General features: G+C 44.3%; 26 protein-coding genes and 1 pseudogene. 8 read left to right on the top strand and 19 right to left on the bottom strand.

The annotated features are described in order from the left end of the window. Positions 1 to 2 precede the first annotated feature (2 nt). The 7 genes and pseudogenes from ACTW1R_RS05215 to ACTW1R_RS05185 all read right to left on the bottom strand — a co-directional run bounded on the left by ACTW1R_RS05215 (position 3) and on the right by ACTW1R_RS05185 (position 6,952). Positions 3 to 469: pseudogene (locus tag ACTW1R_RS05215) on the bottom strand (hypothetical protein). Between the two features lie 52 nt (positions 470 to 521). Next, positions 522 to 1,856, bottom strand: a complete 1,335-nt coding sequence (locus ACTW1R_RS05210; RefSeq protein WP_015509292.1) for a PTS sugar transporter subunit IIC — start codon at positions 1,854 to 1,856, stop codon at positions 522 to 524. A 100-nt stretch (positions 1,857 to 1,956) separates the two neighbouring features. Further along, a complete protein-coding gene (locus tag ACTW1R_RS05205; protein WP_081118221.1) occupies positions 1,957 to 2,991 on the bottom strand; it encodes a LacI family DNA-binding transcriptional regulator in 1,035 nt (344 codons plus the stop codon). Between the two features lie 141 nt (positions 2,992 to 3,132). Then, positions 3,133 to 3,735 (bottom strand): hypothetical protein, encoded by a 603-nt coding sequence (locus ACTW1R_RS05200; RefSeq protein ID WP_005225485.1) that lies wholly within the window; start codon positions 3,733 to 3,735, stop codon positions 3,133 to 3,135. After that, positions 3,732 to 4,592 carry a carbohydrate ABC transporter permease gene (locus ACTW1R_RS05195; RefSeq protein WP_005225484.1) on the bottom strand — a complete coding sequence of 287 codons (861 nt, stop codon included), beginning with the start codon at positions 4,590 to 4,592 and terminating at the stop codon, positions 3,732 to 3,734. The genes ACTW1R_RS05200 and ACTW1R_RS05195 overlap by 4 nt, the downstream gene beginning before the upstream one ends. After that, positions 4,592 to 5,503: a carbohydrate ABC transporter permease gene (locus ACTW1R_RS05190; protein ID WP_005234717.1), complete on the bottom strand. Its 912-nt coding sequence runs from the start codon at positions 5,501 to 5,503 to the stop codon at positions 4,592 to 4,594. The genes ACTW1R_RS05195 and ACTW1R_RS05190 overlap by 1 nt, the downstream gene beginning before the upstream one ends. A gap of 132 nt (positions 5,504 to 5,635) precedes the next feature. Continuing rightward, the gene (locus tag ACTW1R_RS05185; protein ID WP_008379010.1) at positions 5,636 to 6,952 is read right to left on the bottom strand and encodes an ABC transporter substrate-binding protein; all 1,317 of its coding nucleotides are present in this window, start codon (positions 6,950 to 6,952) and stop codon (positions 5,636 to 5,638) included. Between the two features lie 242 nt (positions 6,953 to 7,194). Between ACTW1R_RS05185 and ACTW1R_RS05180 the strand changes: the two genes are divergently transcribed. Then, complete coding sequence (locus tag ACTW1R_RS05180; RefSeq protein WP_142973765.1) at positions 7,195 to 7,713, top strand: cysteine hydrolase family protein; 519 nt, start codon at positions 7,195 to 7,197, stop codon at positions 7,711 to 7,713. Positions 7,714 to 7,768: 55 nt separating this feature from the next. Here the strand turns inward: ACTW1R_RS05180 and ACTW1R_RS05175 are convergent, their stop codons facing one another. Further along, positions 7,769 to 8,053 carry a hypothetical protein gene (locus tag ACTW1R_RS05175; protein ID WP_026008050.1) on the bottom strand — a complete coding sequence of 95 codons (285 nt, stop codon included), beginning with the start codon at positions 8,051 to 8,053 and terminating at the stop codon, positions 7,769 to 7,771. Positions 8,054 to 8,340: 287 nt separating this feature from the next. Between ACTW1R_RS05175 and ACTW1R_RS05170 the strand changes: the two genes are divergently transcribed. The 4 genes from ACTW1R_RS05170 to ACTW1R_RS05155 all read left to right on the top strand — a co-directional run bounded on the left by ACTW1R_RS05170 (position 8,341) and on the right by ACTW1R_RS05155 (position 11,107). Next, positions 8,341 to 9,474, top strand: a complete 1,134-nt coding sequence (locus ACTW1R_RS05170) for an alcohol dehydrogenase catalytic domain-containing protein (RefSeq protein ID WP_489927487.1) — start codon at positions 8,341 to 8,343, stop codon at positions 9,472 to 9,474. Positions 9,475 to 9,502: 28 nt separating this feature from the next. Further along, entirely contained in the window at positions 9,503 to 9,838 is a 336-nt protein-coding gene (locus ACTW1R_RS05165; protein ID WP_156235519.1) for a YrhK family protein, read from the top strand. A 28-nt stretch (positions 9,839 to 9,866) separates the two neighbouring features. Next, complete coding sequence (locus ACTW1R_RS05160; protein WP_008379021.1) at positions 9,867 to 10,082, top strand: DUF378 domain-containing protein; 216 nt, start codon at positions 9,867 to 9,869, stop codon at positions 10,080 to 10,082. A 182-nt stretch (positions 10,083 to 10,264) separates the two neighbouring features. Further along, a complete protein-coding gene (locus ACTW1R_RS05155) occupies positions 10,265 to 11,107 on the top strand; it encodes a hypothetical protein (RefSeq protein WP_271814060.1) in 843 nt (280 codons plus the stop codon). A 51-nt stretch (positions 11,108 to 11,158) separates the two neighbouring features. Here ACTW1R_RS05155 and ACTW1R_RS05150 read toward each other — a convergent pair whose 3' ends face one another. The 10 genes from ACTW1R_RS05150 to ACTW1R_RS05105 all read right to left on the bottom strand — a co-directional run bounded on the left by ACTW1R_RS05150 (position 11,159) and on the right by ACTW1R_RS05105 (position 21,643). After that, positions 11,159 to 12,022 (bottom strand): formylglycine-generating enzyme family protein, encoded by an 864-nt coding sequence (locus ACTW1R_RS05150; protein WP_156235523.1) that lies wholly within the window; start codon positions 12,020 to 12,022, stop codon positions 11,159 to 11,161. Positions 12,023 to 12,037: 15 nt separating this feature from the next. Further along, the gene (locus tag ACTW1R_RS05145; RefSeq protein WP_074534991.1) at positions 12,038 to 12,814 is read right to left on the bottom strand and encodes a sulfite exporter TauE/SafE family protein; all 777 of its coding nucleotides are present in this window, start codon (positions 12,812 to 12,814) and stop codon (positions 12,038 to 12,040) included. Beyond that, positions 12,811 to 13,923: an SPASM domain-containing protein gene (locus tag ACTW1R_RS05140; RefSeq protein ID WP_489927486.1), complete on the bottom strand. Its 1,113-nt coding sequence runs from the start codon at positions 13,921 to 13,923 to the stop codon at positions 12,811 to 12,813. Before ACTW1R_RS05140 ends, ACTW1R_RS05145 begins: the two co-directional genes overlap by 4 nt. A 29-nt stretch (positions 13,924 to 13,952) precedes the next feature. Next, positions 13,953 to 15,440 carry a sulfatase family protein gene (locus ACTW1R_RS05135; RefSeq protein ID WP_270290561.1) on the bottom strand — a complete coding sequence of 496 codons (1,488 nt, stop codon included), beginning with the start codon at positions 15,438 to 15,440 and terminating at the stop codon, positions 13,953 to 13,955. A 13-nt stretch (positions 15,441 to 15,453) separates the two neighbouring features. Next, a complete protein-coding gene (locus tag ACTW1R_RS05130) occupies positions 15,454 to 17,388 on the bottom strand; it encodes a beta-glucoside-specific PTS transporter subunit IIABC (protein ID WP_270290600.1) in 1,935 nt (644 codons plus the stop codon). Between the two features lie 111 nt (positions 17,389 to 17,499). Further along, positions 17,500 to 18,321: a PRD domain-containing protein gene (locus ACTW1R_RS05125; protein WP_010747748.1), complete on the bottom strand. Its 822-nt coding sequence runs from the start codon at positions 18,319 to 18,321 to the stop codon at positions 17,500 to 17,502. A 214-nt stretch (positions 18,322 to 18,535) separates the two neighbouring features. Further along, entirely contained in the window at positions 18,536 to 19,849 is a 1,314-nt protein-coding gene (locus ACTW1R_RS05120) for a DUF438 domain-containing protein (protein ID WP_325836343.1), read from the bottom strand. Beyond that, a complete protein-coding gene (locus ACTW1R_RS05115; RefSeq protein WP_167821684.1) occupies positions 19,846 to 20,079 on the bottom strand; it encodes a DUF1858 domain-containing protein in 234 nt (77 codons plus the stop codon). Before ACTW1R_RS05115 ends, ACTW1R_RS05120 begins: the two co-directional genes overlap by 4 nt. Positions 20,080 to 20,192: 113 nt before the next feature. Then, positions 20,193 to 20,927, bottom strand: a complete 735-nt coding sequence (locus ACTW1R_RS05110) for an ABC transporter permease (RefSeq protein ID WP_325836344.1) — start codon at positions 20,925 to 20,927, stop codon at positions 20,193 to 20,195. Continuing rightward, positions 20,924 to 21,643 carry an ABC transporter ATP-binding protein gene (locus ACTW1R_RS05105; RefSeq protein WP_010747744.1) on the bottom strand — a complete coding sequence of 240 codons (720 nt, stop codon included), beginning with the start codon at positions 21,641 to 21,643 and terminating at the stop codon, positions 20,924 to 20,926. Before ACTW1R_RS05105 ends, ACTW1R_RS05110 begins: the two co-directional genes overlap by 4 nt. 96 nt (positions 21,644 to 21,739) lie before the next feature. Between ACTW1R_RS05105 and ACTW1R_RS05100 the strand changes: the two genes are divergently transcribed. Genes ACTW1R_RS05100 through ACTW1R_RS05090 form a run of 3 tightly spaced genes read left to right on the top strand, consistent with a single transcriptional unit; the run spans position 21,740 to position 23,921 of the window. Then, on the top strand, positions 21,740 to 22,492 hold the full coding sequence (locus tag ACTW1R_RS05100) for a polysaccharide deacetylase family protein (RefSeq protein ID WP_489927485.1): 753 nt from the start codon (positions 21,740 to 21,742) through the stop codon (positions 22,490 to 22,492). Next, positions 22,489 to 23,466, top strand: a complete 978-nt coding sequence (locus ACTW1R_RS05095) for an ABC transporter substrate-binding protein (RefSeq protein ID WP_270290566.1) — start codon at positions 22,489 to 22,491, stop codon at positions 23,464 to 23,466. The genes ACTW1R_RS05100 and ACTW1R_RS05095 overlap by 4 nt, the downstream gene beginning before the upstream one ends. Before the next feature lie 50 nt (positions 23,467 to 23,516). After that, positions 23,517 to 23,921, top strand: coding sequence for an arsenic metallochaperone ArsD family protein (locus tag ACTW1R_RS05090; RefSeq protein ID WP_325836478.1), 405 nt, complete (start codon positions 23,517 to 23,519; stop codon positions 23,919 to 23,921). A 21-nt stretch (positions 23,922 to 23,942) separates the two neighbouring features. Here the strand turns inward: ACTW1R_RS05090 and ACTW1R_RS05085 are convergent, their stop codons facing one another. After that, a complete protein-coding gene (locus ACTW1R_RS05085; protein WP_270290568.1) occupies positions 23,943 to 24,602 on the bottom strand; it encodes a YczE/YyaS/YitT family protein in 660 nt (219 codons plus the stop codon). Positions 24,603 to 24,610 lie beyond the last annotated feature (8 nt).

The following is a 24,610-nucleotide window of genomic DNA, read 5'->3' as shown; positions in this document are numbered from 1 at the left end:
CCTCAATTTTCCCCATTTTTTTCATTTGTCCCTGCTCGTTGACAAGCTGCTTCAAGATAACGCAAGCGTTTTTTGACGCCGCGATTGAAAAAGAATTTGTAAAACAGCGCCGCCAGCATAAAACTGTAGGTTGTTTTCTGCTGCGCAAAACGGCTTTGTTCCGAATACGTGACTTGCAGCTTCCCTTTTCGTCCTGGAGCAAAACTGTACCGTTGATCGATCACTCCTTCTTCATGGGTCGTACGAAGCCACAGCTCATCCGCGGCAATTTTTTTGACCGTCATGACGGCAGGTACCAACCGCGGGGCGGTTTTGGTTTGGATCATCGTTTCAATACGGCAGCCTTCCCCGAACGGTTCTTGGGCTTGTTTGGCTAGAAAGAATTTCTCTTGTTCCGCCAATAACACACGGGAAAAGTCCGAGGTGTCGTATTCATTTGATAACTGCAAGACAATGTATCGGTTCTCATAACAAATTCCTTTCTAAAGGGTGCGCTATTGCATTCCTTTCCGTTTCTGGGCTTATCTTTCTTCTACCCTTTGATTGATCGTTTCAGATGTCGCTTGTTCATTTAATGCCGCTTCCGCTTTTTCTTCTTTCAAGTACCCGCGATCCATTACGATCAAGAATGGCACCCAGATCAAGGTCATTACGGCAACCGTCACTAACTGTAAGATTGCGCCGGCAACAGAACCCGTGCCTAACCAACCAGATAAGAAAACAGGGGTCGTCCAAACAACCGTTGCTCCGATTGGCCGCGGCACTAAGCCTGCGGCAATCGCAAAGTAAGAGATCGTCGTACTGGCTAATGGCGCTAAGATCCATGGAACAAAAGCGATCGGGTTCAAGACGATCGGCAACCCAAAGGTCATCGGTTCAGACACGTTGAAAACAGATGGAGCGATCACCGTCTTCATTAATTTTTTCATCCGAATCGAACGAGCGATAAAGAAGGCCATTGTAATCGAGATCCCCAGCTGCATTCCTTGATTGACGAACACGCCCATAAACGTAGTGTTAATGATATGGGGCAGTTGTTCAGCCCCTGCTTTGTAGGCTTCATAGTTTTCGATCGCTAACGCATTCATGATTGGATCGATCACCGCATTGACCACTAGTGTTCCGTGAATCCCAAACCACCAGAAGAATTGGGTGAACAAGACGGCGATCAGTACTGCTGGCAACGTACCGCCTAAGCCCATTAATGGTTTTTGCAAAATCTCATAAACGAAATCAACGGCATTGCCCCATGAAGTAAAGGTGAACAAGTAGCGAATCAAATTGAAAAGGAACAACGGTGCCGCACCAGGAATGATGGCGACAAATGATTCTGCGATCATTGGCGGAACCGAATCTGGCATTTTGATCGTCAGCCCAGCCGCACTGATTTTGCAATAGATCTGCGTAGCGATAATGGCCGTGATGATTCCGACAAACATTCCCTCAGCCCCTAATTTCGACAAGGGGATCACTGTACCTAACTCTTCGGATGAGCCAAAAGGCAGCAGCATCAAAAACGAAGACAGTGAGATGGCACCCGCAAATAATTTGGCTTGTCCATACTTGCCAGCCAATTGATAGCCGATCCCAAAAACAACGAAAATAGCGGTGATACTCATGGTCGCATTTCCGATAGGACCAAAAAAGTCGTTTAGAAACGTGATGAATCCCTCTGGAAGTTTTTCCGAGAGTCCGAAAGTAGCAGGCAGATTTTGAATAATAATCATAATTGACGCAAACATTGTTGCAGGAAAAGCGACCATAAACCCATCACGAAGACTTAACAAGTATTTGTTGTTGGCAATGATCTGAGCAAAAGGCACCATCTTTTCGGCTAATTTATCAATAAACTTCATTTCGTTTTCTCCTTTATTTTTAACTGTAAACGTTTACTACAATCAGTATAGTTGTTTAGTTAATGTTTACACAACCCCTAAAATAAAAAAAGATCAGACGTCACTGATCTTTTTCGGCAATCGATTCTCTAATGATCAATTCACTGCCACAAACGACGCGAACAGGCATCGTCCGCACCCCAAGGATTTTATTTTTCGCTAATTCGACACTCATCTGCCCCATCTCTTCGGCTTTCATCTTAACAGAGGACAGTGCGGGCGTCATAAATTGCGCCATTTCGATATCATCAAAACTAACGACCGACACATCTTTAGGAATCGATAGCCCCGCTTCAGCGAGTGCCTTGTAAACCCCGACAGCCATAGGATCGCTGGCAACGACGATCGCTGTGGGGCGAGGATTCATTTGCGCGATCTGCTGACCAAAATGCAAACCAGTCTCTGGTGACCATTTCCCCTGCAGCACGGTTGTGAACTTTTCCAATTTATTGAGCAGCATCCATTGGCGGTAGTTTTCTGCTCGAATCTCTTGTTCATCGTAAACGACTTCGCCAGAAATCGTCACTCGGCTGGCAACACCACCCACAAAGGCGATATTCTCATGGCCCTTCTCTTTTAACATCGTGAGGATCTGGTGAGTCTTTTGGGCAAAATCGGTTTGGATGCAATCGTAGCTAGGTGCTTCACTATAATTATCCACCAGGATAATATTGGCATTTTGCTGACTGATCTCTGCCAAAGCATCGCTAGTCATCTCTCCAATAATAATGACTGCGCCATACTTCGCCAATTGTGCCAAATCTTTTTGAGGCTCCCGCATGGAAAAGGCCCGAATCGTTTTTAAGCGCCACTTCGCCGCTTCCTTTTCGATCCCATTGCGGATCATCATAAAGTACGGATCGTTTCTTTCCGACTCTCGATCGTGGCGGGTAATGATGGCAATCGTGTTTTGGTCGCCGACTTCACGGGAATGGGGTTGATTTTTTTCTTTTGAATAATTCATTTGGTTGGCGATCTCAATGACTCGTTGCCGCGTGTGTTCATTGATACTGAAGGTTTCATCATTGTTAAGGATTCTAGAAACACTTGCTACCGACACCCCGGCTAATTTCGCGATATCTCTCATACTTGCCATAGCTGCACCTCATCTGTTTACTGTTTACTAAATTTACATTCAGCATAGGCATAATTTTTGACCCTGTCAACCTTCTTTTCACAAAAAAACCGAAACTCCTTAGCTTTTCACTAAGGAAGTTTCGGGATACCCATTTGTTTTCTATTTGAGCGCTTGGTCACAGAGCACGACATTGACCAAATACAAGGTGCTGATCCCTAAGACCAATAAGTAGACAGGACCAAACAGCAAAAAGGTCAAGACAAGCGTCACCGTTGCTAGAAGATGTGCCAGTACTCGTTTGGGTGAACGAGCAAACTGATAAAAACTATAAAACAATGAGCTGGGCTGCTGCGGATAGGTGTGAAGCAGCCTCGTTTGATAAAGTAAGACCAAGCAAAACAAGCCAAAGGTGAACGCTAACGCGTAACTAGCGATCTGAAACAGCGGGTGCTGCAAACGGCTAAAGATAAAGCTGTCCGCCAAAAGCAGCAGGAAGAATAGACTGAGCAAACGGTCTTGCCCTTTTCTTGTTGTCCACTGTTGATGAAATGCTTGCTGAAAACGAGCTTTGCTGCTTGCCTCCAAGCCATCGTTCCGCAGTTCCGTCAACGTCTCGATCAATGCTCGACTAGCGGTGGTACTGGTGATCAAAGGCAAGGAATACAACAGCCACATGCCTTGTAAAACCAGTAAATGCGGAAGCCAGTTGATGCCAGTCAACAGCGCTTGGTTTAAGCGTTGCGGGGTAACTTTTGTTCTCATCCTTTGGAACCTCCCGTCAGATCCATTCCCTCAATAAAGTAGCGTTGTGCGAGGAAGAATAGCAAGATCGTCGGCAATAGCACAAGCGTTGCTCCTGCCATCAAGTAGTTCCATTGGGTGGTTGATTGGTTTTGGAAGACTTGCAGGCCAATCTGCAGCGTGTACTTTTCTTGGTTTTGAATATACAGTAATGGTCCTAAGAAATCATTCCACGCCCCATTGAAGGAGTTGATGGCAATCGTGATCAGCGCGGGTTTCGTCAAAGGGATCATTAGATGGCTCCAAATATAAAGATGATTGGCGCCATCGATCTTAGCGGCTTCGATCAATTCATTGTTGACGGACAAGTAAAACTGCCGCATCAAGAAAATGTTAAAGGCGTTGCCGAAAAACGCTGGAACGATCAGCGGCAGATAGGTGCCGACCCAGCCGATTTTGGAAAACAAGACATATTGCGGGATCATCGTCACAAAGCCAGGAATCATCATCGTAGACAAGACGAGGGCAAAGATCAGATTTTTTCCTGGAAAGGCCAATTTTGCAAACCCATAAGCAATGAAGGAATTTGATAAGACATTCCCGAAGACCACTAAGACGGTAATGAATAACGTATTTTTTGCATACTGCCAAAATGGAAAGGCGTTGATAGTCTCCAAATAATTGCCAAGATTGATTTCTTCTGGGAAAAAGGTCGGCGGGTAGCGCACGATCTCCTCCATCGGTTTCAATGACGTAAAGACCATCCACAGCAACGGAATCAGCAGCACGATCCCGATGATCGACATCACCACATAGCTGATGATTTTTTTGACTCGCTGTTGGCTTGATTTGCTTCGTGTTTTTGTCGTCATTTCCATTAGCTGCCACCTCCGGTATAGTGAACCCAGCGTGGTGCCAGTTTGAGATTGATAAAGGTCAAGACTAAGACGATCAAGAACAAGATCATCGACATGGCCATCGCATAGCCCATATCAAAGGCGACGAAGGCTTTGTTCCACATATGCAAATTATAGAAGAGCAGCGAATTTGCCGGACCGCCGGTACCATTTTTGGTCATCACGTATGCTTCTTGGAAAATTTGAAAAGAACCGATCGTTGAAGTAATCACATCATAGAAGATGATTGGCGTGATCAAAGGGATCGTAATATTTTTGAATTTCGCCCAAACTCCCGCCCCATCGATCTCAGCCGATTCATACAGCGTCGGTGAAATATTTTGCAAGGTAGCTAGATACAAGAGCATCGCGCCCCCCGAACTCCAAATCTTCATCAAAATCAACGCTGGTTTCGTCCATTCGGGATCAAACAGCCATGCTGGACCTTTGATATTGAACCAGCTCAAGAAGGTATTGATCAATCCTGCGGAAGGAGATAATAATTGCATCCATAAGACGTAGACGGCAACCCCTGAAAGGATCGCTGGTAAGTAAAAGGTGGTTCGGAAAAAACTGATTCCGCGGATTTTTTGATTCAATAAAGTGGCTAGAAAGACACTGAACAACGTGGTTAAGGGAACATTGAAGAGTACAAAATACGCTGTGTTATAGAGAGATTTCCAAAACAGGGTATCTTGCGTAAACATGCGGGTAAAGTTCTTAAAGCCGATAAAATTCATTTTCGACGTCAGATTGTAATCGGTAAAGCTTCCTACGAAGGAAAACAGCATGGGCCCTAACATAAACACCACGAACCCAAGCAAAAATGGTGCTACGAAGAAGTAGCCCCAAAGAGCTTCTTGCCGTTTACTTTTTGAACGCTTCTTTGGCATTCCTTCCACTCCATTCTATTTTTACTCATTGTTTGTTCAAGAAAACATGTCCGCTTCGCAAAGCAGAAAGCAAAGCCCAGTCCGCTAACCGACTGGACTTTCCTTCTTTTTTAAAAACGCTCGTTTTGAAGTTTATTTGTTTTGCTCAACAAGATCTTCCACCGCTTTTTGCGCATCTGCCAACCCTTCAGCCGGTGTTTTGCTGCCGAGCATGATTTGGTCGATCTGTTCATTGACAAGACTGCTGAAGTCAGGCGCTGTCAACGGCACAGGCGTGATCACCGTATTGGCAAAGTTTTCATCCGCCATTTGGTAGATCATTTGGCCGTTTTCATCTAGATTGTCGTTGTTGACCAAGTTTTCGTTGGCTGTCCGATTCGCCATGATATCAAAGCTCTTCTCACCAAATTTCTCTTGAACTTCTGGTGTCGACAAGTATTTGATAAACTCATAGGACGCTTCAGGATCTTTGGCACCGTATGGCACTTCTAGGACGAACCCGCCGCCCCATGACCAGTGACCAGAGCCGCTTTCTTTTTCAGGAATTTGAATGACCCCAAATTCAAAGTCATCTGGTGCATTTTCCGCCAAACTTGAGTAGTAGTTGATGTTTTGCGCACGCATCGCCACTAATCCAGAAATGAATGGATCGGCAACCCCTGAACCAAATTCAGCTTCTAAGCGATTAATGGTATCTTGACCATAATACTCTTGCCAGTCTAAGATCCATTCCAACGCTTCCACTTTGTTGTCTGTATCGATTTTGACGTTCTCATCCTTGTCAAACCAGCTGACGCCATCGTCGGCATTCAACGCCCACACGTCAGCGCCTAAATTCCACAATGGGTAAAAGCCGATTCGCTCAAAATCATCACCGTTTTTGACATCTAATTTACGAGCAACTGTTTCTAACTCCTCCCACGTTTGTGGCAGTTGCTCTTCACTGATACCAGCCTCTTTAAAGAGTGTCTTATTGTAGAAAATCACTTGCGTATCTGTATTGAATGGAACGGCATAGGCATCCCCTTCGTACTCCACCGTATCCCATAATTGCGGATAAAATTCATCAGAAAAGCCCTCTTCGATATACTCGCTTAAATTCGTTGCTTGCTGCGCTTCTGCCCGCTGAGCAACAGAATTGATATCTTGTACAATAACATCAGGCGGATTGCCAGCAGTGATTGACGATAGTGATTTTGTCCAAATATCGCCCCAAGGCTGGTAGCTGTATTTGACCTCGATTTTATCTTGTGACGCATTAAAATCATCAATAATTTCTTCAATTACTTCTTGTCTTGCACCAGACCCCCAGAAGGACCAAAAGTCCAACGTCGTTTTGCCATCTGCTGACTCATTCCCCGAGGAATCAGCGGTTTCACTGTTGCCGCATCCTGCCGCCAGTACACCAACTGAAAAAAGCAAAGTCCCCATATAAAATAACTTTCTCATTTAACCTAACCTACTTTCATTTATTTTTAATGTACTATTTAAAAGCTATCACTACTTCTTCTTTTCAGCAAATAAAAAGCATCGTGATTCGAATAAAAAAATAACGTTTTTACCGTTTCTCGATAAGAAGAACGTTTTCTTTGAAAATATAAAAAAAGTGGGGCATCATAGAACTAGCACCTATTTTTCAACCTCACGTCAGACCATTTGAAAAACGATGTTTATAGAAAGGGAGTAACCACATGCTAGTCATTGTCGATATGCAAAACCAAATTCTCGATGAAGAGAACGAAGCGTATGTGCCAGATGGCGCCGCTCTCGTCAAACGAATCGCCAAGCGCCTAGAACAAGCGCGGGCGAATGGGGAGTACATTTTACACACCCGCGACATTCCAATCGAAGTCAAAGGAACGCCTGATGAAGAAGCCGATGCCCTGCAGCTGATCCCAGAACTTAAGCCTCTCAAAAATGAAAAAGTCGTCAAGAAATACTATTACAGTATTCCACCTGAAGTCTTGATCGACATCAAGAAAAATCTATTTGAACCTGAAGAAGAAAAGAAAATCGAAATCACTGGTGTTGAAACCAACATCTGTGTCCTTTCCAATACCATCGAGATCCAAAGCGCCTTTCCTGACGCTGATTTCACCATCAATAAAACATTAGTCGCTGGTAAAAACCACGAGTCGCAAGGACTCGACATCTTACGAGACTTCAATGTCCAAATCATTGATGGCACAAAACAAACCAATGACCAATAGGTAACGAAAGCTCCCTGTTCAAGGAACAGAGAGCTTTTTCAATTTGATTATTCATTTAATTCATTGAGCCATCTAATAGCTCGGTCGGAATTTCAATCCGAACCTCATTTTCAGTCTGACAGTTTGGACATACGAAGGTTCCTTCGATGGCTTCCTTCACTTCCCCGTAAGCGTAATGAATAGCGATTTCATCTTCTGCCAATTCATTCGTTTCCAGCGGTGGTACCATGGTTAATTGCCCCTCGCTGTCTTCTTGTAAATGAACGACCAGCTTCCCATCAAAGTTTTCATTGCAATTGGTGCAGGAAGCTTTTCCTCGAATCGTTAGATCCATGATCATCCCTCCTCATTTCTTGTCACTGGTTGATGCAGGTTCCGTTAAATACTCGTAACACATGCATGCTTCACTTTAATAGTGTCACGCTTTCACTTTTTTAGCAAATCATCTGTTTTTCTTTTTTTAAACCATTGATGAAGAAAAAACAAATCAACCATTTTGAGCGTTTTCGTTGTCAAATCGTTAAAATCCTTGCAGAATTAAATTATCTGTTACTGAAAAGTAAAAACATGTTGTTGATAAAATTAGTGATTGTCCGAACTTATCTGTACAAACAAGGAGGAAAAATGATGCAAGCAGTAACCTGGCAAGGAAATCAAAAAATGGACGTTCGCCGTGTAGAAGATCCAACGATTATAGAACCGACGGATGCGATCATCCGAATCACCGCAACCGCGATCTGCGGCTCTGATCTCCACCTTTACCACCATGGCGGCTCGGTTTTGGAAGAAGGCTATGTCGTTGGTCACGAACCAATGGGTATTGTCGAAGAAGTCGGCAGTCAAGTACAGAAACTAAAAAAAGGCGACCGCGTCGTCATCCCTTTCAATATCGGGTGCGGCCATTGCCACTTTTGTCAAAATGAAATGGAAAGTCAATGCGACAATTCTTCAGAAGATACATTGTATGGCGGCTTATTCGGTTTTGGAAAAATGAACGGCAACCACTGGGGCGGTCAAGCCGAATTCTTGCGCGTACCTTTCGCAGATTTCACCTCGTTTATCGTACCTGAATCAACGATCCCTGATGAAAAAGTATTGTTTTTATCTGACATCTTACCTACAGCGTATTGGAGTGTCCAAAATGCGGGCGTCAAAAAGGATGATACCGTGATCGTCTTAGGCTCAGGACCAGTTGGATTGTTTGCCCAAAAATTTGCCGTGATGGCAGGCGCTAAGCGGGTGATTGCCGTGGACCCTGTTGCTCATCGCTTAGAAAAAGCCAGCAGCTACAATCAAGTCGAAACATTCCAATTGGATGATTTGGCTACTAGTGCCGATGAATTGTATGAGCTGACCAAAGGTGGCGCTGATGTGATTATCGACTGTGTTGGGATGGATGGTTTAGAACCCGTCAAAGAAAAAGCCAAAAACCTAGTCAGCTTACAAAGTGGCACGATCTCACCGATCCAGATGGCCGCCAAGGCAGTCAAAAAATTTGGTACCGTCCAAATCACTGGCGTTTACATGACTCCTGCTTCTTCTTATCCATTGCAAGAATTCTTTATGCGCAACATTGATGTCAAACACGGGCAAGCACCTGTGATCCATTTAATGCCGAAAATTTATGACATGATTGCCGATGGTTTGTTTGACCCGTCACAGATCATCACCCACACGATGCCTTTAGCAGATGCTGCCAAAGCGTATGAGATTTTTGACAAAAAAGAAGACAAGAACATCAAAGTTGTCTTGAAACCTTAGCACAAACAAAGGAGCAGTGATAGCACCTATGCCAAAAATCAAACGGAGTGAACATCAATTCGATCCGGGAAAAGAAGAAGATGTGATCATCAAGGCAAGCCGCTTTCGCATCTACTTTCAAAATCGCTACATGTTGATCTCACTTACGAATGATATTTTGACGGGCTTGTTTTATATTTTCGGAAGTATCGTTTCATTAACTAGCTTGCCTACGATTTACGGAACGATTGCTTATTTGATCGGCGGAGTCTTTTTGACCATTCGCCCGCTGATTAAAATCGTTCGCCATGTCTATATCTATAATGATCGCAATCAACAAGGCGAGAAAGAAAAAGATGTCACCATCACCGACGATGAAAGTTGATGGGACGACAACTAGAGAGGAGTTTCCTATGTTAAAAACATTTGATGGGATCGCACTGACACTATTGATCATCGGCGGTATCAATTGGCTGCTGGTCGGCGCCTTCGAGTTTGACCTTGTCGCAGCGATCACAGGCGGCAGCACGTCGATCATTGCCCGCGTCATTTATATTCTAGTTGGGATCAGCGCGTTGTATAGCCTGAAATTCTTTCCAGCTATCGCCCGCCAACAAACCCTCGACTAATTGAAAATAAAACCTGCATCTGCGGTGTACTGACCCCAAAAAAGTTAGATTTTTGGTCTAACTTTTTGAGGTCGCATCTGCGGATGCAGTTTTTTTGTCTACAATCATTGAAAAAAAACACTAGTTGTACTACTCTTGTATTTAACCTACTATTTTCGAAAAAAATAAAAAGGACGTGACTCATGACCCCACCTACTAGACCCTCGCTGATACGTCGGATACTCGGCCGGATACTTTTGCTATTGATTTTCTTATTTATTCTAAGTATTATTGGCGGAATCATTGTTTTAAATAACCTCACCATCGCGGAAAACTGGTTTGGTCTGAATGAATACCAAGTCGTTGAAACCAGGCATCAGATCGTTCGTTTGTTCCCCTACTTTTGGGTAACAGGGATCCTGCTGGTCTTTTTGATCGGTCTGATCATCGGCATCAAGAAACGCAAAAAATCGCCATTCTATTGGTTATTCTCATTGCTCTTGCTGCCAGTGATTCTCTTTTGTATTGGCGTAGTTTCCACCTTTTTACCTGTAGACCGCCAACTCTTTCGAGAAGAAGCCAGTGCCAAAGAAATTATGGCTGCGCTGCCGAATCAATCCTCATTCAAAGACAAAGAGCTGCAACTGGTCAGCTATAGTTTTCACATACGCAATGTCCCGCTGAAAAGCGGCATTTATGCAGTTGCGCGAGTGATCAATCCAAACACAGGCCTGCAAGACGAGTATTGGTACTACCCAGAAAATCTGTTGACCAAATGGAAAAAAGACGACGATACGATCGAGCTTTCGATGGAAGATACCATTGCCTTTGATGCCATCGATTGGGGCGTCATTCCCAAGATCATCAAGGATTCTGAGGCGCGAGCAGCTCAGCTGGATCACTATGTTCCTGGCGTCAGCATCGTCATTTTAAACGGCTTCCAAGGCGAATGGACTTGGACCGTTGGGTTAAATGGGATTCGTAATCGCACCGAGATCAATTATGTCTATGATCTCAAAGGAAATTATCAATCCGAATGGCAATAAAACAGGCGGCACCTATCCACGTGGATAGGTGCCGCTTTTGTTTTTATCGGTTTACTGATCCAAGTCTTTGACACACCGAAACCCTAAATTATTGGCTGCCGACATCCCAGAATTACCATTTCTAGCGGCAATTCGGTATCGTTTGCAATAGGATTCGTGGCACAAAAACGAACCACCGCGAGTCGCATACATTTGATCATCTTGTGTTTGATTCCTTGCCCAAAAGGTTTGTCCCGTCTGTTGTTGAAACTGCGTCAGCGGGATGCGGGCAGGATTGACGCACCATTCCCAGACGTTGCCGATCATTTGATACAGACCAAAGCCGTTGGGCTCATACCATTTCGCTGGCGCTGTATTGGCAAAGCCATCTGCTTGCGTGTTGCTTTTTGGAAACTCACCTTGCCAAATATTGCAATGATAGGTATTTTCTGCCAAAAATTCCCTTCCCCAAGGATATTTTTCAAAACTTGTCCCGCCTTTCGCAGCGATCTCCCACTCTGCTTCTGTCGGGAGGCGTTTGTTTGCCCAGTGGCAATAGGCGATCGCATCGTTGCGAGACACCTGAACCACTGGGTGATCCATCCGCTGGGCAATCGTTGAATCAGGTCCTTCAGGATGACGCCAATCTGCGCCGCTAACCGCGTACCACCAAGCCATATTTGGTACCTTTTGACTGCGGTGTTTCGTTTGCTCACTTAAAAAATAGTGAAAAACGAACGACCAGCCAAAGCGCTCGGCTTCTGTGACATATCCTGTTGCTTCCACAAAAACTTGGAAAGCTTGGTTCGTCACCGTCGTGGCATCAATGGCAAATGCTGGGCTGTCGAGGCTGATTTGCGGTCCCTCAAGATCCTCGGCAAAGCCGTCCATCGTATTCGTGCCGATTCGATAAGTTCCTGCTGGAATCGTGGGCATCTGCTTGCCTCCTTTTTACAATAATTGATAGCCATTGTACAGATTGATCAGTAACACCAGCACGATCACAGTTTGAAATACCAGTGTCACTCGCTGCGGCGACAGAACGTTGCTGGCCTTGGCGCCTAAGAGTCCTCCCACGATCGCGGCTGGAATAACAAACCACAAAATTTGCAGATCATACGCACCAAAACCTGTCGTAAAAGCGATCGTCAAAATTTTTGCCAGCTGTGAGAAAAAAATCGTACAAATTGAATAAATCGTCGCCTCTTTGATCGGCATGGCAAACAGCAGCATCAATAAAGAAACATTGATGGGTCCGCCGCCGATCCCCAGCAAACTGGCTAGAAAGCCGAGAATCAAGCCACAAGCTGCATACCAGCCGACTTTTTCCAACGCAAACCCGCGCCAGTTATATTTTGTATACAAAAAAGCAAACAATAGTGTCAGCACGGTCACAAGGATTTGGATCAGCTGAACCATCTTGTCGTCTCGAAAGACCAGCAATAGCTGTTCAAAGGCAACATTGCCTAAAACACCGCCTAACACAGCGCCGCCAGAAACCCACAAGGCAATCGACCAATTGATTTTCCGTCCACTGGCTAATTGTCTAGCTGTCGAAACGATGGACATCGTGAAGACCGCTGTCGCCGAGTAAAAAGAGATCGCAGCAACAGAATGGGCGCCGATAAAATCGAAAATCGGTTTGATCAGCACGCCGCCCCCCATGCCCGAAACTGCCCCTACGGCATTTGCTAAGACGATCACGAGAAAATAAATCAGTCCGATCATTGTCTAACCCCTTGCAAAAGCCCCAGTATCTCATTGATTCTAGGTGTGAAGTCTTTTAACAGCTCCTGATAGCCGCAAAAACCCTCACTATCCACGTACATTGCATCTTTCATTCGTTTACAGCCTCCTCGGCACATTTTTTGGAAAGGACATTGCGTACACTTCGAAGGCATGTCTTTTTTCTGGCACAAAAACTGCTGCGAACAGTCTTGAGAAAACAATTGCCGCAACGTTTGCTCTTGGATATAGCCCATGCGATACTCATCTAATACATAGAAGTCACAAGGATAGACACTGCCGTCGGCTTCGATCACATACTGCACTTGGCAATTGCCTAGAATCCCGCAGGCAGTTACTTGCTGCCGCACCAATAGATTCAATAAGTCATCGAACAGCTTGATACTTAGGTAGCGCCCTTGCTTCAATTCCTGCAGCCAAAACGCCAACAGCTGCTGATAAAAGCCAGCAAAGCTTCTTGGTGTCAAAGCATAGTCGTTGGTTGATGTGGCATCCAAATCAGCCAAACAAGGAATGAATTGCACAAAGGCAATCTGCTCTTCCTCGAGAAAGTCAAACACACGCTGGGCTTCCTTTGCTAACGGATTTGTCAACACGCACAAGACATTGTACTTGATCTGATAGGCATCCAATAACCGCTTGGTCTGTAAAACCCGCGCAAAGGTTCCCCGCCCTTTGGCGTCTAATCGATGACGATCGTGCGCAAGCGGATACCCATCGATCGACAGCCCGACTAAAAAGCGATGCTCTTTCAAAAAACGACACCACTTGTCATTGATCACCATGCCGTTGGTCTGGATCGCATAGTGTACTGTCACTTGCTTTTTTTGCGCCGCAACATAAGCCGTTAGTTTTCTAAAATAACTCAGCCCCGCCATCGTCGGCTCTCCGCCTTGAAATGCCAACGTCAAATGATCGCCAGCTTCTAAGTCTGCATAAATGTTTGCAATCATCTTTTCCATTACATCCTCTTTCATTTTGCCAAAGGAACGCACTTCACGCAAGGAACTGACGTTAGCATAAAAGCAATAGGTGCAGCGCAGATTGCAAAGAGAGGATGCTGGCTTGATCAATACGGAGATGTGTTTCATGTGGAGGCCTCGATTCTTTTTTTACTTATTTAGCGTTTGTCCCGTTTCATCGGAACAAAATCAGTCGTTTCCATATAAAAACGAGTAACGCGTTGCTTCATTTTCTCGACAATTTCGGCGTATTCTTTTTCTAGTGCTAAGTTTTTGATTTCCATTGGGTCTTTTTCCAAATCATATAATTCGTCATGCTCATAAAGACGCATCACATATTTATAGTTTCCCATCTTGCACATAACTGCTTTTGTATGTTCCGGACCTTCGCTATACTGTGTCGCAAGCCGCGGCCAATACGGAGATTTCGGTCCATGCCCCAGCTCCATCGCTTGTGTCTCGCCATGAATTCGTCCGCCTTCGCAAAAAACAGCATCTTTGTGCTCTTCGGCTCCTTCGATCACAGGAACCAATGATTTTCCAAATTGTGTATAGGAAAGATCGAACTCAGCCAGTTCGGCGATCGTTGCTGGTAAATCTAGCAGTTCCGCTTGTGCTTTGGTGATTCGCGGCACACTTTCAATCGTTTTAGCAGGTTTGATGACCAATGGGACATTCGTGATCGGCTCTTCAAAACAGTTTTGGACTTTTTCAGTGATCGTGTAGTCACCAGTATAGTCTCCATGGTCACTGAAAACAATGAGGTTTGTTTCATCATAAAAGCCTGTTTCACGCAGCTTCTCTTTGATCATGCCCAGTTGATGATCAAAACGCGAAACCATTGCTAAATAGGTAGCTCGTAATTCATCAAAGCGCTCTTCTGTCCAACCGTTCAAATTCTGTTTCTCATTGATGCCATACAGCATTGAGGCTTTGTTAGGAATATCTTTGATATTCGGCCGACGTTTCGGCAGTTTCTGACGATCAATACTCGAATACCATGGATCTTCGCAAGCATAGGGTGGATGTGGGAATGAGATCGTACAATAAACGAAAAATGGTTTGTCTGTCTTTTCCTGACTGCGACGTTCAAGATAGTCCAACGCCTTTTTCACACAATTCCAGTCCGTTTTGCCATAGCCCTCACTGTCTGGTAATTTTCCCATATAAAATGAATAATACGTATCTCCTGAAAGCATCTGGTCGTACAGCTGTTTACTGGCTTCGTTCATATCAGCAGAATGATTGACTTCACTGTTTTGAGCATCCCGAGTGTTTTCGTCTACCACACCGTCATAATATTCATCACAATAGTCTGTTTTTGGTTTATCCCCTGGAACCACATCATTTCTGCCGATCCAGATGACTTCATAGCCTTGATTCTTCATTTCTTTCAAAATATTGGGTTCATCTTCTCTTTGCAAATAGTGCATCGTTCGATGCCCATTGACATGTGGATAAAAACCCGTCAGAAAACTATTTCTAGAAGGCACACAGACAGGGTTTTGGCAGTAGGCATTTTCAAATGAAACCCCTTCTTCTACCAGTTCATCAAAGTTAGGGGTGATTGATGCGGGATTCCCCATATGTGCGAGTGCGTCATTTCTCATCTGATCTGCTACGAATAAAAAGATATTTTTTTTCAACTTGTCTTTCCTCCTAACCGATGACCGTTAATAAGGTATCTTGTTTTTCAACATCTTGTTTGTCTGTTTCAACAATATCTAGGTAATCCGCCGTGTTTGAAATAATAATCGGTGTCACGATGGAATAGCCTTCTTTTTCCAATGCGTCTTTATCAAAACTCAAAAGTAATTGTCCCTTCGTTACTGAGTCTCCTTGGGCAACGGCTGGCTGGAAATACTGTCCTTTCAAATTCACTGTATCCATCCCTACATGAATCAGAACTTCAACACCATCTGCGGTCGTGATTCCCACAGCATGATTTGTCGGAAAAAGTGTTGAAACGATTCCATCTGCTGGTGCGTAGACCTTTCCTTCTGACGGAATGACAGCTAATCCTTTCCCTAACAATCCGCTGGAAAACGCTTCGTCTCTTACTTCTTTTAGTGGGATGATCGTTCCTCTAACTGGTGTTGCTAAATCATAGAGAACAGTTTGTCCAAGTTCATGATTCAGTGTCGATGGCTCCACGTTTTTTTCCTGAGTGCCTTCACTAGCTGGTTCGTCATCACTTTTAGGATTATAGGCATAAAAGAACGTGATCAAAAATCCTAATCCAAAGGCAACGGCACTAGCTAAGGCAAACCCGATAAAGCTGTTATCAATACCATTTTCTGGGTGAATAAATCGTGGTAAAGCGAAAATACCTGTCCCACCATTGATATAGACTCTCGTTTTGAACAATCCCATGATTCCTCCTGCAACAGCGACTGCGATGGAGGTAGTATAAAATGCTTTTTTCCTTGGTAAGGTTACCCCATACAGTGCTGGCTCCGTGATACCAAAGATTGCCGAAAGAAAAGCAGGGAAGGCAATTTCTTTTAATTTTTTGTTTCTAGTTTTCAAAAAGATTGCGAGGGTGACTCCCGCCATCGCCACGGGTGTTGCCAGACCAGCCATCATCACGACATCATACCCTAGTGTGGCATAGTTGTTCAAAGCGATCGGCACAAAGCCCCAATGCAGGCCAAACATAATGAAGACTTGCCAAAATCCACCGATAACAATACCCGCAATAATCGGACTAAACTCGTAAGCAGCTGACAATGCTTGCCCTAATAATAATCCTGCCCAAGTAGTAATCGGTCCAACGATTAGAAAGACTAATGGAACTGTGATGATCAAGGTCAGAAAAGAAACAAAGAAACTCCGCACTGCTCGTGGAATCAATAAAGAAAAGAAAGCTTCTAGTTTTGATGCCAAATAAGTAGCTGCAATAATTGGAATCACGCTTGAAGTATAGCTCATCAATATAACAGGGATTCCAAGAAAAGTAATATAGATTGGAGATTCTAAGACAGAACCTGCAAATAAGGTATACATCGCTTCGCTTCCGCCATTTGCTGCTACGATCGTCGGATAAACTAATGCTGCCCCGATCGCCATTCCGATAAAGGGTTTACCCCCAAATTTTTTCGAAGCAGTGTACCCTAGAAAGAGTGGGAAGAAATAAAACAATCCATCCCCTGTCGCATTTAAAATCAAATACGTCCCTGATGCTTTATCCAGCACTTCAAATGTTGTCAATAAAGCAAGTAACCCTTTGATCATCCCTGCTGCCATCAAGACATTGATGATCGGCGTAAAAATACCAGCGACAATATCGATAAATCGGTTTAAAATCCCTTTTGGTTCTTCCTCTTGTCCAGAAGTTTCTTCCGTATTCATATCGATCATGTCCGTAAATTCTTTATAAACTTCTGCTACGTGATTTCCGATAACTACTTGATATTGTCCCCCACTTTGGACGACGGTGACAACCCCCGGCAAATTTTTGATCGTTTGGGTCTGGGCTTTTGATTCATCTTTAAGTTTAAACCGAAGACGGGTAATACAATGCGTCAATCCAGCAATGTTTTCTTTTCCGCCGATATTCTTTAAAATTTGTTCATTCAATTCTTGGTATTGCATCTCATTCATTCCTTTCTCTACTATACAACCAATAAAAAAGGCAAGACCAAACAACACTACATTTCTTGTAGCCTTGTCAAGTCTTGCCTGCTTTACCAGTAACACCTTGAATTATTGATCGATCAATTTTTGTACATGAAGCGTTAAATACAATTGTTCATCGTCATATAATGTTTTATTTAAATATTCGCCAATCAAACGGGTGGTTTCATAGGCTTTAGGATATTTATCAATCACGTGGACTAACAGAGGATTCCCGACGCCTTCAACGATTTCCTTGTTTTCAATCCGTTTAAAAAAGAATCTCAAATGGGTGACGAAGCGATCGAAAGCTAAACTATTCTCATCAATGTGCACACGATTGTGAATACGAATAAGTGAAATAATGTCTTTGATTTTTTGTGTCAGCAATTCGATATCTTCCATCTTCTCTGAATCGTCATTGATTTGCGCATTAATAAAATGCATGGCGATATTACTGATCTCTGCCTCATTTAGGGAGAATTGCGTTTTGCTTTCAATCAATCGAACCGCATGCTCTCCTACTGCATACTCGTTGGGATAGAAACGCTTGATTTCCCAGGTCAAGCGATTATTGATGCTGATCCCTTCTTCTTTCAAGCGAATCAAATTATAGATGTGATCCGTCAAAGAGATGTAAATGGAATCACTTAATTGGTAGGAAATGACTTGCTTTCCATAACGGATAATATCATCCGCAAGAGACGCATATTGGATTGGAATGTTCTCTAGCAATTCCATCAAACGATCAGAGGATTTCTTATGAAGCACAAACACTTTTTCAATTTTTGATTCATCGGCGGTTTGTCCTGGTTTCATTTTGAAGCCAAGGCCGGTACCGATCCAGATAAAATCTTTGCCATCTTGTCCGACCAAAACTGCATTGTTGTTTAAGATTTTTTTGATCTTCAAGACGCTTCTCACCTCCTTAAAATGAAAAAAGGCGATACCTTAATACATGTGTAGGATCCATACACACGTAAAAAGGTATAGCCTGCATTATCAGTAACTACCCATTTGATTGCCTTTACTATACTATTTTTCTAGAAACGTTGCAAGCGTTTTATTGATTTTTCTTTTTTTGCTTCGTTTCAACTAGACACGGATCAGCCTTTCTCCAAACTGCTCACTGATCCAGCAATCGGCTTTGCCCTTCGATTGTTTGGATCTCCGTAATGTCTTGCGTGACTTCTAGACAACCTAAATAGATGCCTGCTTCATTTTTTAATGCAAAGTAGCGAATATAGATTTTACGGCCCCGCATATCGATCCAAAATTCAGCAGTCTCCCTTGTACCCGCTCGAAAATCATCCAAAATCTGTTGCACGAGATGCATGCTTTTCGGTGGATGGCAGTTGACGACTTCACGACCTAAAACCGAATTCGTTCGTGGAAAGACGCGACTCTTGCCTTCTGAATAAAAGCGCACCCGCTCTTCACTATCTACAAAGGTCAAGTCCACTGGCAACGTTTGAAAAATGGCCACCAATTGCTCAAATTGCAGATTACCAGTAGGCAATGAAACGGTCGGCTGTTCAGCAATTTGCGGCGAATCTTCCGTTTCTGTGACTTGAAAGTCATTGAATCCTAAACCGGCTGCGATGCCAGCGGTTGTTTCTTGGGCTTGTTTGATCGCCGCTTGCCGTGCGGGTTCTGCCGCCTGTTCCTTTTCAAGGGCTTCTTGGCTCGGTTTCCAAGGAAGCGGTTCTGGGATAAAGGCAAAGCCGATGTCAAAACTGTCAGTCGCAATTTGTTCCCAATCTTTAAGACTGAAGACATCCAGCGTCATGGGCACCATGATTTCTTCTTCTTTGAAAATCATCTCTTCGATCTCGTTTTTGACTGCTTCCCATTGGACAGCGATTGGATTATAGGCAGCTTTTTCGGATGCCAAAAGCTCATTGAGCGCTTTGATCATAACCCGAATATCATCATCAACACCCCACATCACTTTTGGCGGCGCAGTGATCCCGTACTTCTCCATGTAAGAAAAAATCAACGTTTCTTTTCGCGCATAGTGTTTGTCGATCTGCATTAAATCATTGCAGGCAGCTTGTAGACGCTTTTTAGGCGTCCAATCACCGGTTTTGATTTTGGCTAAGAGGCTGTCGATCTCATCGGTCAACAGGGATTGCAGGACTTGGTTCTCCAATTTCAGGGTATGAACAGGATGGCCTGGTTGCCCATATTCTTCATTGGAGTGATGGATCTCATTGATCGATCCTTTGAAAACAGCAGCATGAATATTGCACAAACGCTGAATCTCAGAAGGGTCCAACCCCGTTTGGATCAAAGCTTTTTCAGCAGCAGTGATCTCCGTCACATCCACACCATCAAATTCTTCGTTAAATAAGCGTTTAGCCTCTTCAAAGGAACCGCCTTGGTGAAGCAAACTCAGTATTTCGACGATCCGTTCTTGTCTTTGACTGTTAGTTTTCATTTCGTCGCTCCTTTCACAAGAAACCCTTGTTTTTCGAAAGCGAGACAAACCATTTCCAAGGGGATCTTCTTCATCTGAGCACCTTTGGGTATCGTCATATAACGTCCAGCAGTTTGCAGCATCCCTGGTTGATTGATCGCCGTAAACCCTAGTTTACTCATAATTTCTTGTATTTCAGGGTATTGTGCCACAAGTTCATAGAGCGTTTTTGACAGATCGATTTCTTTCATAGTAAGGTCTTCCTTTCAATGAGAATGATTCTCAATAAGATATCCTTAGTATAAATCATTTTGTTCAAAAATACACGAACTGCTGCAAACATTTATCAATCGATCATTCTTTTCTAAGATTGTCGGTAACGGCACACCACTTTTTCCAACCAATCGATACTGGCAAAAAGCAGATAGCCCATCAAAGCAATCAGGAGGATACCCGAAAGCATTTGTGGGTAGTCCATTTTTGACCACGCACTTAAGATCAGATAGCCGACACCATACGTCGTGTTATAATTTTCGGCAAAAAAGAGGGAAGCCAACGCGATCCCGATACTGACCCGCACACTGGCAAAAAGCGCGGGCATGAGCGCGGGCAAAATAACGAAGCGCAAGACATAGTGCCATTGGTTAGTATAATTTTTCATGACCTGAAAATACGCTGGCGGGATCTTTGTGACTGCATCACGAATCGAGACGATCACTTGAATGACGATCACCGCAAAAATCAAGAGAACTTTTGAGAGATTGCCTAAGCCAAAGAAAATCATAAAGACGGGTAAAAACGCAACTTTAGGAATCGGATATAAAAAGTAAAGCAGTGGACCAAGCAGCCGATCCACTCTTTGGGATCGCCCAATCAAGATTCCTAACGGCACACCGACTAGCAACGCCCCACTCAACGCCGCAAATACCCGCAGCAAACTGGCACCTGTGTGAATCAGTAAGACTTCTCGCAGTGCCCAAAAACGTTCGGCCGTTTCTAAAGGATTAGGCAGTGAGCGATTGTTGGTCACCCAGCTTACGCCCCACCAAACCAAGACAAACGAACAGAAGCCCCAAGCAAAAGATTTGATGGTTTTCATTGCCTCGCCTCCCTCATTTGTTCTTTTAACTGCAAGACGACTTCATAAAAAGCCAACGAGTCTCGTTCCTGCTGGCTGCCGTAAAAAGGATTACTGATCGGCGTAACGCCCTGATCTTTTAGCAGCAAAATCGTCTGCCCCAAAAACACTGCCTCTTCTGGATCGTGGGTCACCACGATCAAGCTGTTTTGTCTGCGCTGCTGTTGGGCAGCGATCATGGCTTGGGCGTTTGCTTTGGTTTCTTGGTCCAGCGAAGCAGTCGGCTCATCCAATAATAAAACATCGGGCTGTGTGATCAGCCCCCGCCCCATGGCGGCCCGCTGTTTTTGACCGCCGCTAAGCTGATGCGGATAGCGGTCCTGCACCTGCGTCAATCCCAACTCAGCCAAACAGCTGGCGACCCGTTTTTTACGGCGCTCACTAGGGGTTTGGTTGATAATCAGCGGCATTTCCAGTGCTTGGTAGACTGTTTGCCAAGGAAACAAATGCAGTTCTTGGAAAACGACCTCGATGTTGTCAGGGGAACAGCCTTGGTAAGTGATCGTGCCTGATTGCGGTCGCTGCAACCCTTTGATCAAGGATAAAAGCGTGCTTTTGCCAATCCCCGATTCTCCCAGCAGCACATAGGTCGCGCCTTGTTCAAAACAAAACGAAAGGTTTTTAAAAATGGCGGTATCTCCATAGGTAAAGGAAACGGAATCGAATAGAATACTCATCAGAGAATAAACTTCTTTCTTCAAATTATTTGTGTTGGTTTTCACATTTTATGCTATACTATTTTTTGCGTGATTGACAAGAAAGGATGGTTTATGATGTTTCAGACCCTCGTATTTCATGAAATACGTCCCGAAGCAGAACTTTATGATCAGGTCCGCCCGATCAAAGTCGCAGACGGGTATCAAGATGCCTTGCCTCTGCCCTTATTCAATAGCACTTCTCATTTTAAACAACAAATCGACTTTTTGAAAGCAGAAAATTACCATACGTTGACCCTTGCAGAAGTCAAAGATTTTTATTTCCGGCAGCAGCCGCTACCAGAAAAATCCGTGTTGCTGACCTTTGACGACTGCTATCAATCGATGAAAGAATATGCCTACCCACTGTTGAAAGAAGCTGGTTTCAAGGCAACAGCCTTTGTCGTGACTGGCTGGCTTTTTGATGCCCCTCTGCCTTACGAGCCAGAAGTTTCGCGGACATTGAGCAGCGGCGAATTAGCCGAAATGAGCGATGTCTTCGAATATGCCAACCATACCGATCATTTTCACGAACGCAAGGACCAGCAAGGGCGTTCGATGTGGGAAACACCAGCAGCCTTTGCGCAAGACTTACGAAGCTGCAATCAGCACGTGGCCATCAAGGATGTTTTTGCCTATCCCTTTGGCTTTTATGATCCACAGACGATCGCTACCTTGGAAAAGGAAGGCTTCGTTCTAGCATTTACCACCAAACCAGGTATCAACACGGCACAAACCAAGCCAATGGAACTCCATCGGGCAGTCATCCCGTTCTCACTACCACTGGCTGCTTTTGAACAACGATTTAGAAACGAGGAAATGAACCAATGAAAAAAACGATTTTAGCAAGTATCCTAGCACTATTCGCTGTTGGCGCTGCCGCCTGCGGTAACACTGGCGAAACAGCAAGTACCAGCAATTCCAGCACTAGCAGTACAGAAGCTGCGGTCACAGATCAAACATTGACGATCGGGGTGTTACCAGCAGAATCAGCGATTCCGATCATTCTAGCAAAAGAAGAAGGCTTTTTCGAAAAGCAAGGATTGACTGTGGAACTCAAATCCTTCACTTCCCCGAATGACCGCAATGTGGCGGTGCAGGCAGGCGAGCTGGATGGTACGATCAGCGATGTCATGACAGAAGCGACCTTTAAGCAAAACGGCATTGATATGACGATCACTTCTGATATTTTGGAAAACTTCAAGATTCTCGCTTCACCGAATTCAGGGATCACTGAGATGAAAGGGTTAGCGGATAAAAAAATCACCCTTGTACCGAATTTCATTTTAGAATACATCATGGACCAATTTGCACAGGAAAATGATTTTACCTATGACATCGTGGATATCGCTTCTTTTTCTGCCCGTTCCGAAGCATTGCTCAATGACCAAGTCGATGGCGCTGTTTATACGGAACCGCAAGCCAGCATGTTGGCTGCCCAAGGGGCGATTGTTTTAGGCAGCTCTAAAGATGCTGGCATCAAAGGCGGCACACTGCAATTTATGGACGAAGTTATCCAAAATCGCCCGCAAGACCTAAAAGCATTCTACACTGCTTACAACGAAGCCATCGATTACATGAATGCTCATTCAGCAAAAGACTATGCCGACATCTTGGCAGACTATCAATTTCCCGATGCTATGAGTACTTACTTAGACAGCCAGGAAGACTATCCGTATGCTCAGCAAGTGCCGCAAGAGCAATTCGACGCGATCATTGCTTGGACGAAAGACAAAGGTCAAATCGACCAAGCGTATTCTTACAACGAGTTGACCAATTTCGATTTTTTACCCGCTGACGAATAAGAAAAAAAAAAAAGACGCATTTGCGTCTTTTTTTGTCGTTTCACTTCTTTTTGATACTCTTTTTTGCTCGTAGCAAGAAATTCAGGTATACTTTTGACAAATCAGCTGCCATGAAAGGATTTGATGCAATGCCAACGATCGCTATTTATGCCGACCAGAAAAAAGATACTTGGGAAGCACACTTGACTCACCAGTTAAAAATAAATGAAGAAAGGACCCAGGCTCATCAAACATTCCATAACGAACCTTTAACGATCGACGAATATTTTTTTACAGAAGATCCTGCCCCTTTCCATGCGAATCAAGCCGTCAGCCAGCAATTAGCAAGCAATGGGCGCAGCTGTCTGCCACTCGTGTATGTTGACGATCAGCTATTTTGTCAAGGTCGCTTGCCAACGATCCGTGAATGGGAACAATTGACGAAATCTGGGATCACTGTGCAATTTGATGCGTAAGATCAAAAGACGTTGAAGGATTTACCCTTGACGCTTTTGCCGTGTCAGTATTACCAAAGCCAAATCACGTTCCTTCGACCAAGCAATGGCACCAGACAGCAAAAAGAAACTAATGACCGTCCCTTCCCTCACCGCTAGCGGCAAGCCCAAACTGATCGCTAGCAAGAGTGCCCCCGAAATACAGACTGCATCAACGCCATAACGGTACTGCTTAAAAGTCCAACGACTGCGTTGCGCCAGCAAATGACACCAGTGCTCGATTGGAAATTTCAAGACCTGCAACCGTAGGACTTGCCCCGTCGCGGTTCCAGAAATCAAGATCCCACCGATCAAAGCAGCTAGTTGGCTCCAATAATTCGTCAAGTGCAGCGATGCCAAGAAGTAGTAAACAAAGCCATTGATCAAATAGCCGAATGCCAGCAAAGCAAAAAACATAGTCAAGTACTCACTGCCTTTTTGTTTGAGGGACGTCTGCCGCCGATCCAATAGCCAACAGGCAGCTAAAAAGCCCAAGTTGATGGCTGTTGTGATGGTGCCGACTTTGATTCCTGACATCGTTGCCAGCGTAACATTCAAGGCATTAAAACTACTGACCCCAACGCTTGCCTTAATGGTCAAGCTGATCCCGAATGCACTCAACCCATAAAAAATCCCTGATCCTATCCATTGCTTTTTATTCATTTTTCTCC

Source organism: Enterococcus sp. R12 (genome assembly GCF_058135755.1).
This window is presented reverse-complemented; position numbering and strand designations above follow the sequence as displayed.

Excerpts from the sequence above, each read along its gene's own strand:
- ACTW1R_RS05210 (WP_015509292.1), bottom strand. The coding sequence starts at position 1,856 with ATGAAGTTTATTGATAAATTAGCCGAAAAGATGGTGCCTTTTGCTCAG.
- ACTW1R_RS05205 (WP_081118221.1), bottom strand. The coding sequence starts at position 2,991 with ATGGCAAGTATGAGAGATATCGCGAAATTAGCCGGGGTGTCGGTAGCA.
- ACTW1R_RS05200 (WP_005225485.1), bottom strand. The coding sequence starts at position 3,735 with ATGAGAACAAAAGTTACCCCGCAACGCTTAAACCAAGCGCTGTTGACT.
- ACTW1R_RS05195 (WP_005225484.1), bottom strand. The coding sequence starts at position 4,592 with ATGGAAATGACGACAAAAACACGAAGCAAATCAAGCCAACAGCGAGTC.
- ACTW1R_RS05190 (WP_005234717.1), bottom strand. The coding sequence starts at position 5,503 with ATGCCAAAGAAGCGTTCAAAAAGTAAACGGCAAGAAGCTCTTTGGGGC.
- ACTW1R_RS05185 (WP_008379010.1), bottom strand. The coding sequence starts at position 6,952 with ATGAGAAAGTTATTTTATATGGGGACTTTGCTTTTTTCAGTTGGTGTA.
- ACTW1R_RS05180 (WP_142973765.1), top strand. The coding sequence starts at position 7,195 with ATGCTAGTCATTGTCGATATGCAAAACCAAATTCTCGATGAAGAGAAC.
- ACTW1R_RS05175 (WP_026008050.1), bottom strand. The coding sequence starts at position 8,053 with ATGATCATGGATCTAACGATTCGAGGAAAAGCTTCCTGCACCAATTGC.
- ACTW1R_RS05170 (WP_489927487.1), top strand. The coding sequence starts at position 8,341 with ATGCAAGCAGTAACCTGGCAAGGAAATCAAAAAATGGACGTTCGCCGT.
- ACTW1R_RS05165 (WP_156235519.1), top strand. The coding sequence starts at position 9,503 with ATGCCAAAAATCAAACGGAGTGAACATCAATTCGATCCGGGAAAAGAA.
- ACTW1R_RS05160 (WP_008379021.1), top strand. The coding sequence starts at position 9,867 with ATGTTAAAAACATTTGATGGGATCGCACTGACACTATTGATCATCGGC.
- ACTW1R_RS05155 (WP_271814060.1), top strand. The coding sequence starts at position 10,265 with ATGACCCCACCTACTAGACCCTCGCTGATACGTCGGATACTCGGCCGG.
- ACTW1R_RS05150 (WP_156235523.1), bottom strand. The coding sequence starts at position 12,022 with ATGCCCACGATTCCAGCAGGAACTTATCGAATCGGCACGAATACGATG.
- ACTW1R_RS05145 (WP_074534991.1), bottom strand. The coding sequence starts at position 12,814 with ATGATCGGACTGATTTATTTTCTCGTGATCGTCTTAGCAAATGCCGTA.
- ACTW1R_RS05140 (WP_489927486.1), bottom strand. The coding sequence starts at position 13,923 with ATGAAACACATCTCCGTATTGATCAAGCCAGCATCCTCTCTTTGCAAT.
- ACTW1R_RS05130 (WP_270290600.1), bottom strand. The coding sequence starts at position 17,388 with ATGCAATACCAAGAATTGAATGAACAAATTTTAAAGAATATCGGCGGA.
- ACTW1R_RS05120 (WP_325836343.1), bottom strand. The coding sequence starts at position 19,849 with ATGAAAACTAACAGTCAAAGACAAGAACGGATCGTCGAAATACTGAGT.
- ACTW1R_RS05115 (WP_167821684.1), bottom strand. The coding sequence starts at position 20,079 with ATGAAAGAAATCGATCTGTCAAAAACGCTCTATGAACTTGTGGCACAA.
- ACTW1R_RS05110 (WP_325836344.1), bottom strand. The coding sequence starts at position 20,927 with ATGAAAACCATCAAATCTTTTGCTTGGGGCTTCTGTTCGTTTGTCTTG.
- ACTW1R_RS05105 (WP_010747744.1), bottom strand. The coding sequence starts at position 21,643 with ATGAGTATTCTATTCGATTCCGTTTCCTTTACCTATGGAGATACCGCC.
- ACTW1R_RS05100 (WP_489927485.1), top strand. The coding sequence starts at position 21,740 with ATGTTTCAGACCCTCGTATTTCATGAAATACGTCCCGAAGCAGAACTT.
- ACTW1R_RS05095 (WP_270290566.1), top strand. The coding sequence starts at position 22,489 with ATGAAAAAAACGATTTTAGCAAGTATCCTAGCACTATTCGCTGTTGGC.
- ACTW1R_RS05085 (WP_270290568.1), bottom strand. The coding sequence starts at position 24,602 with ATGAATAAAAAGCAATGGATAGGATCAGGGATTTTTTATGGGTTGAGT.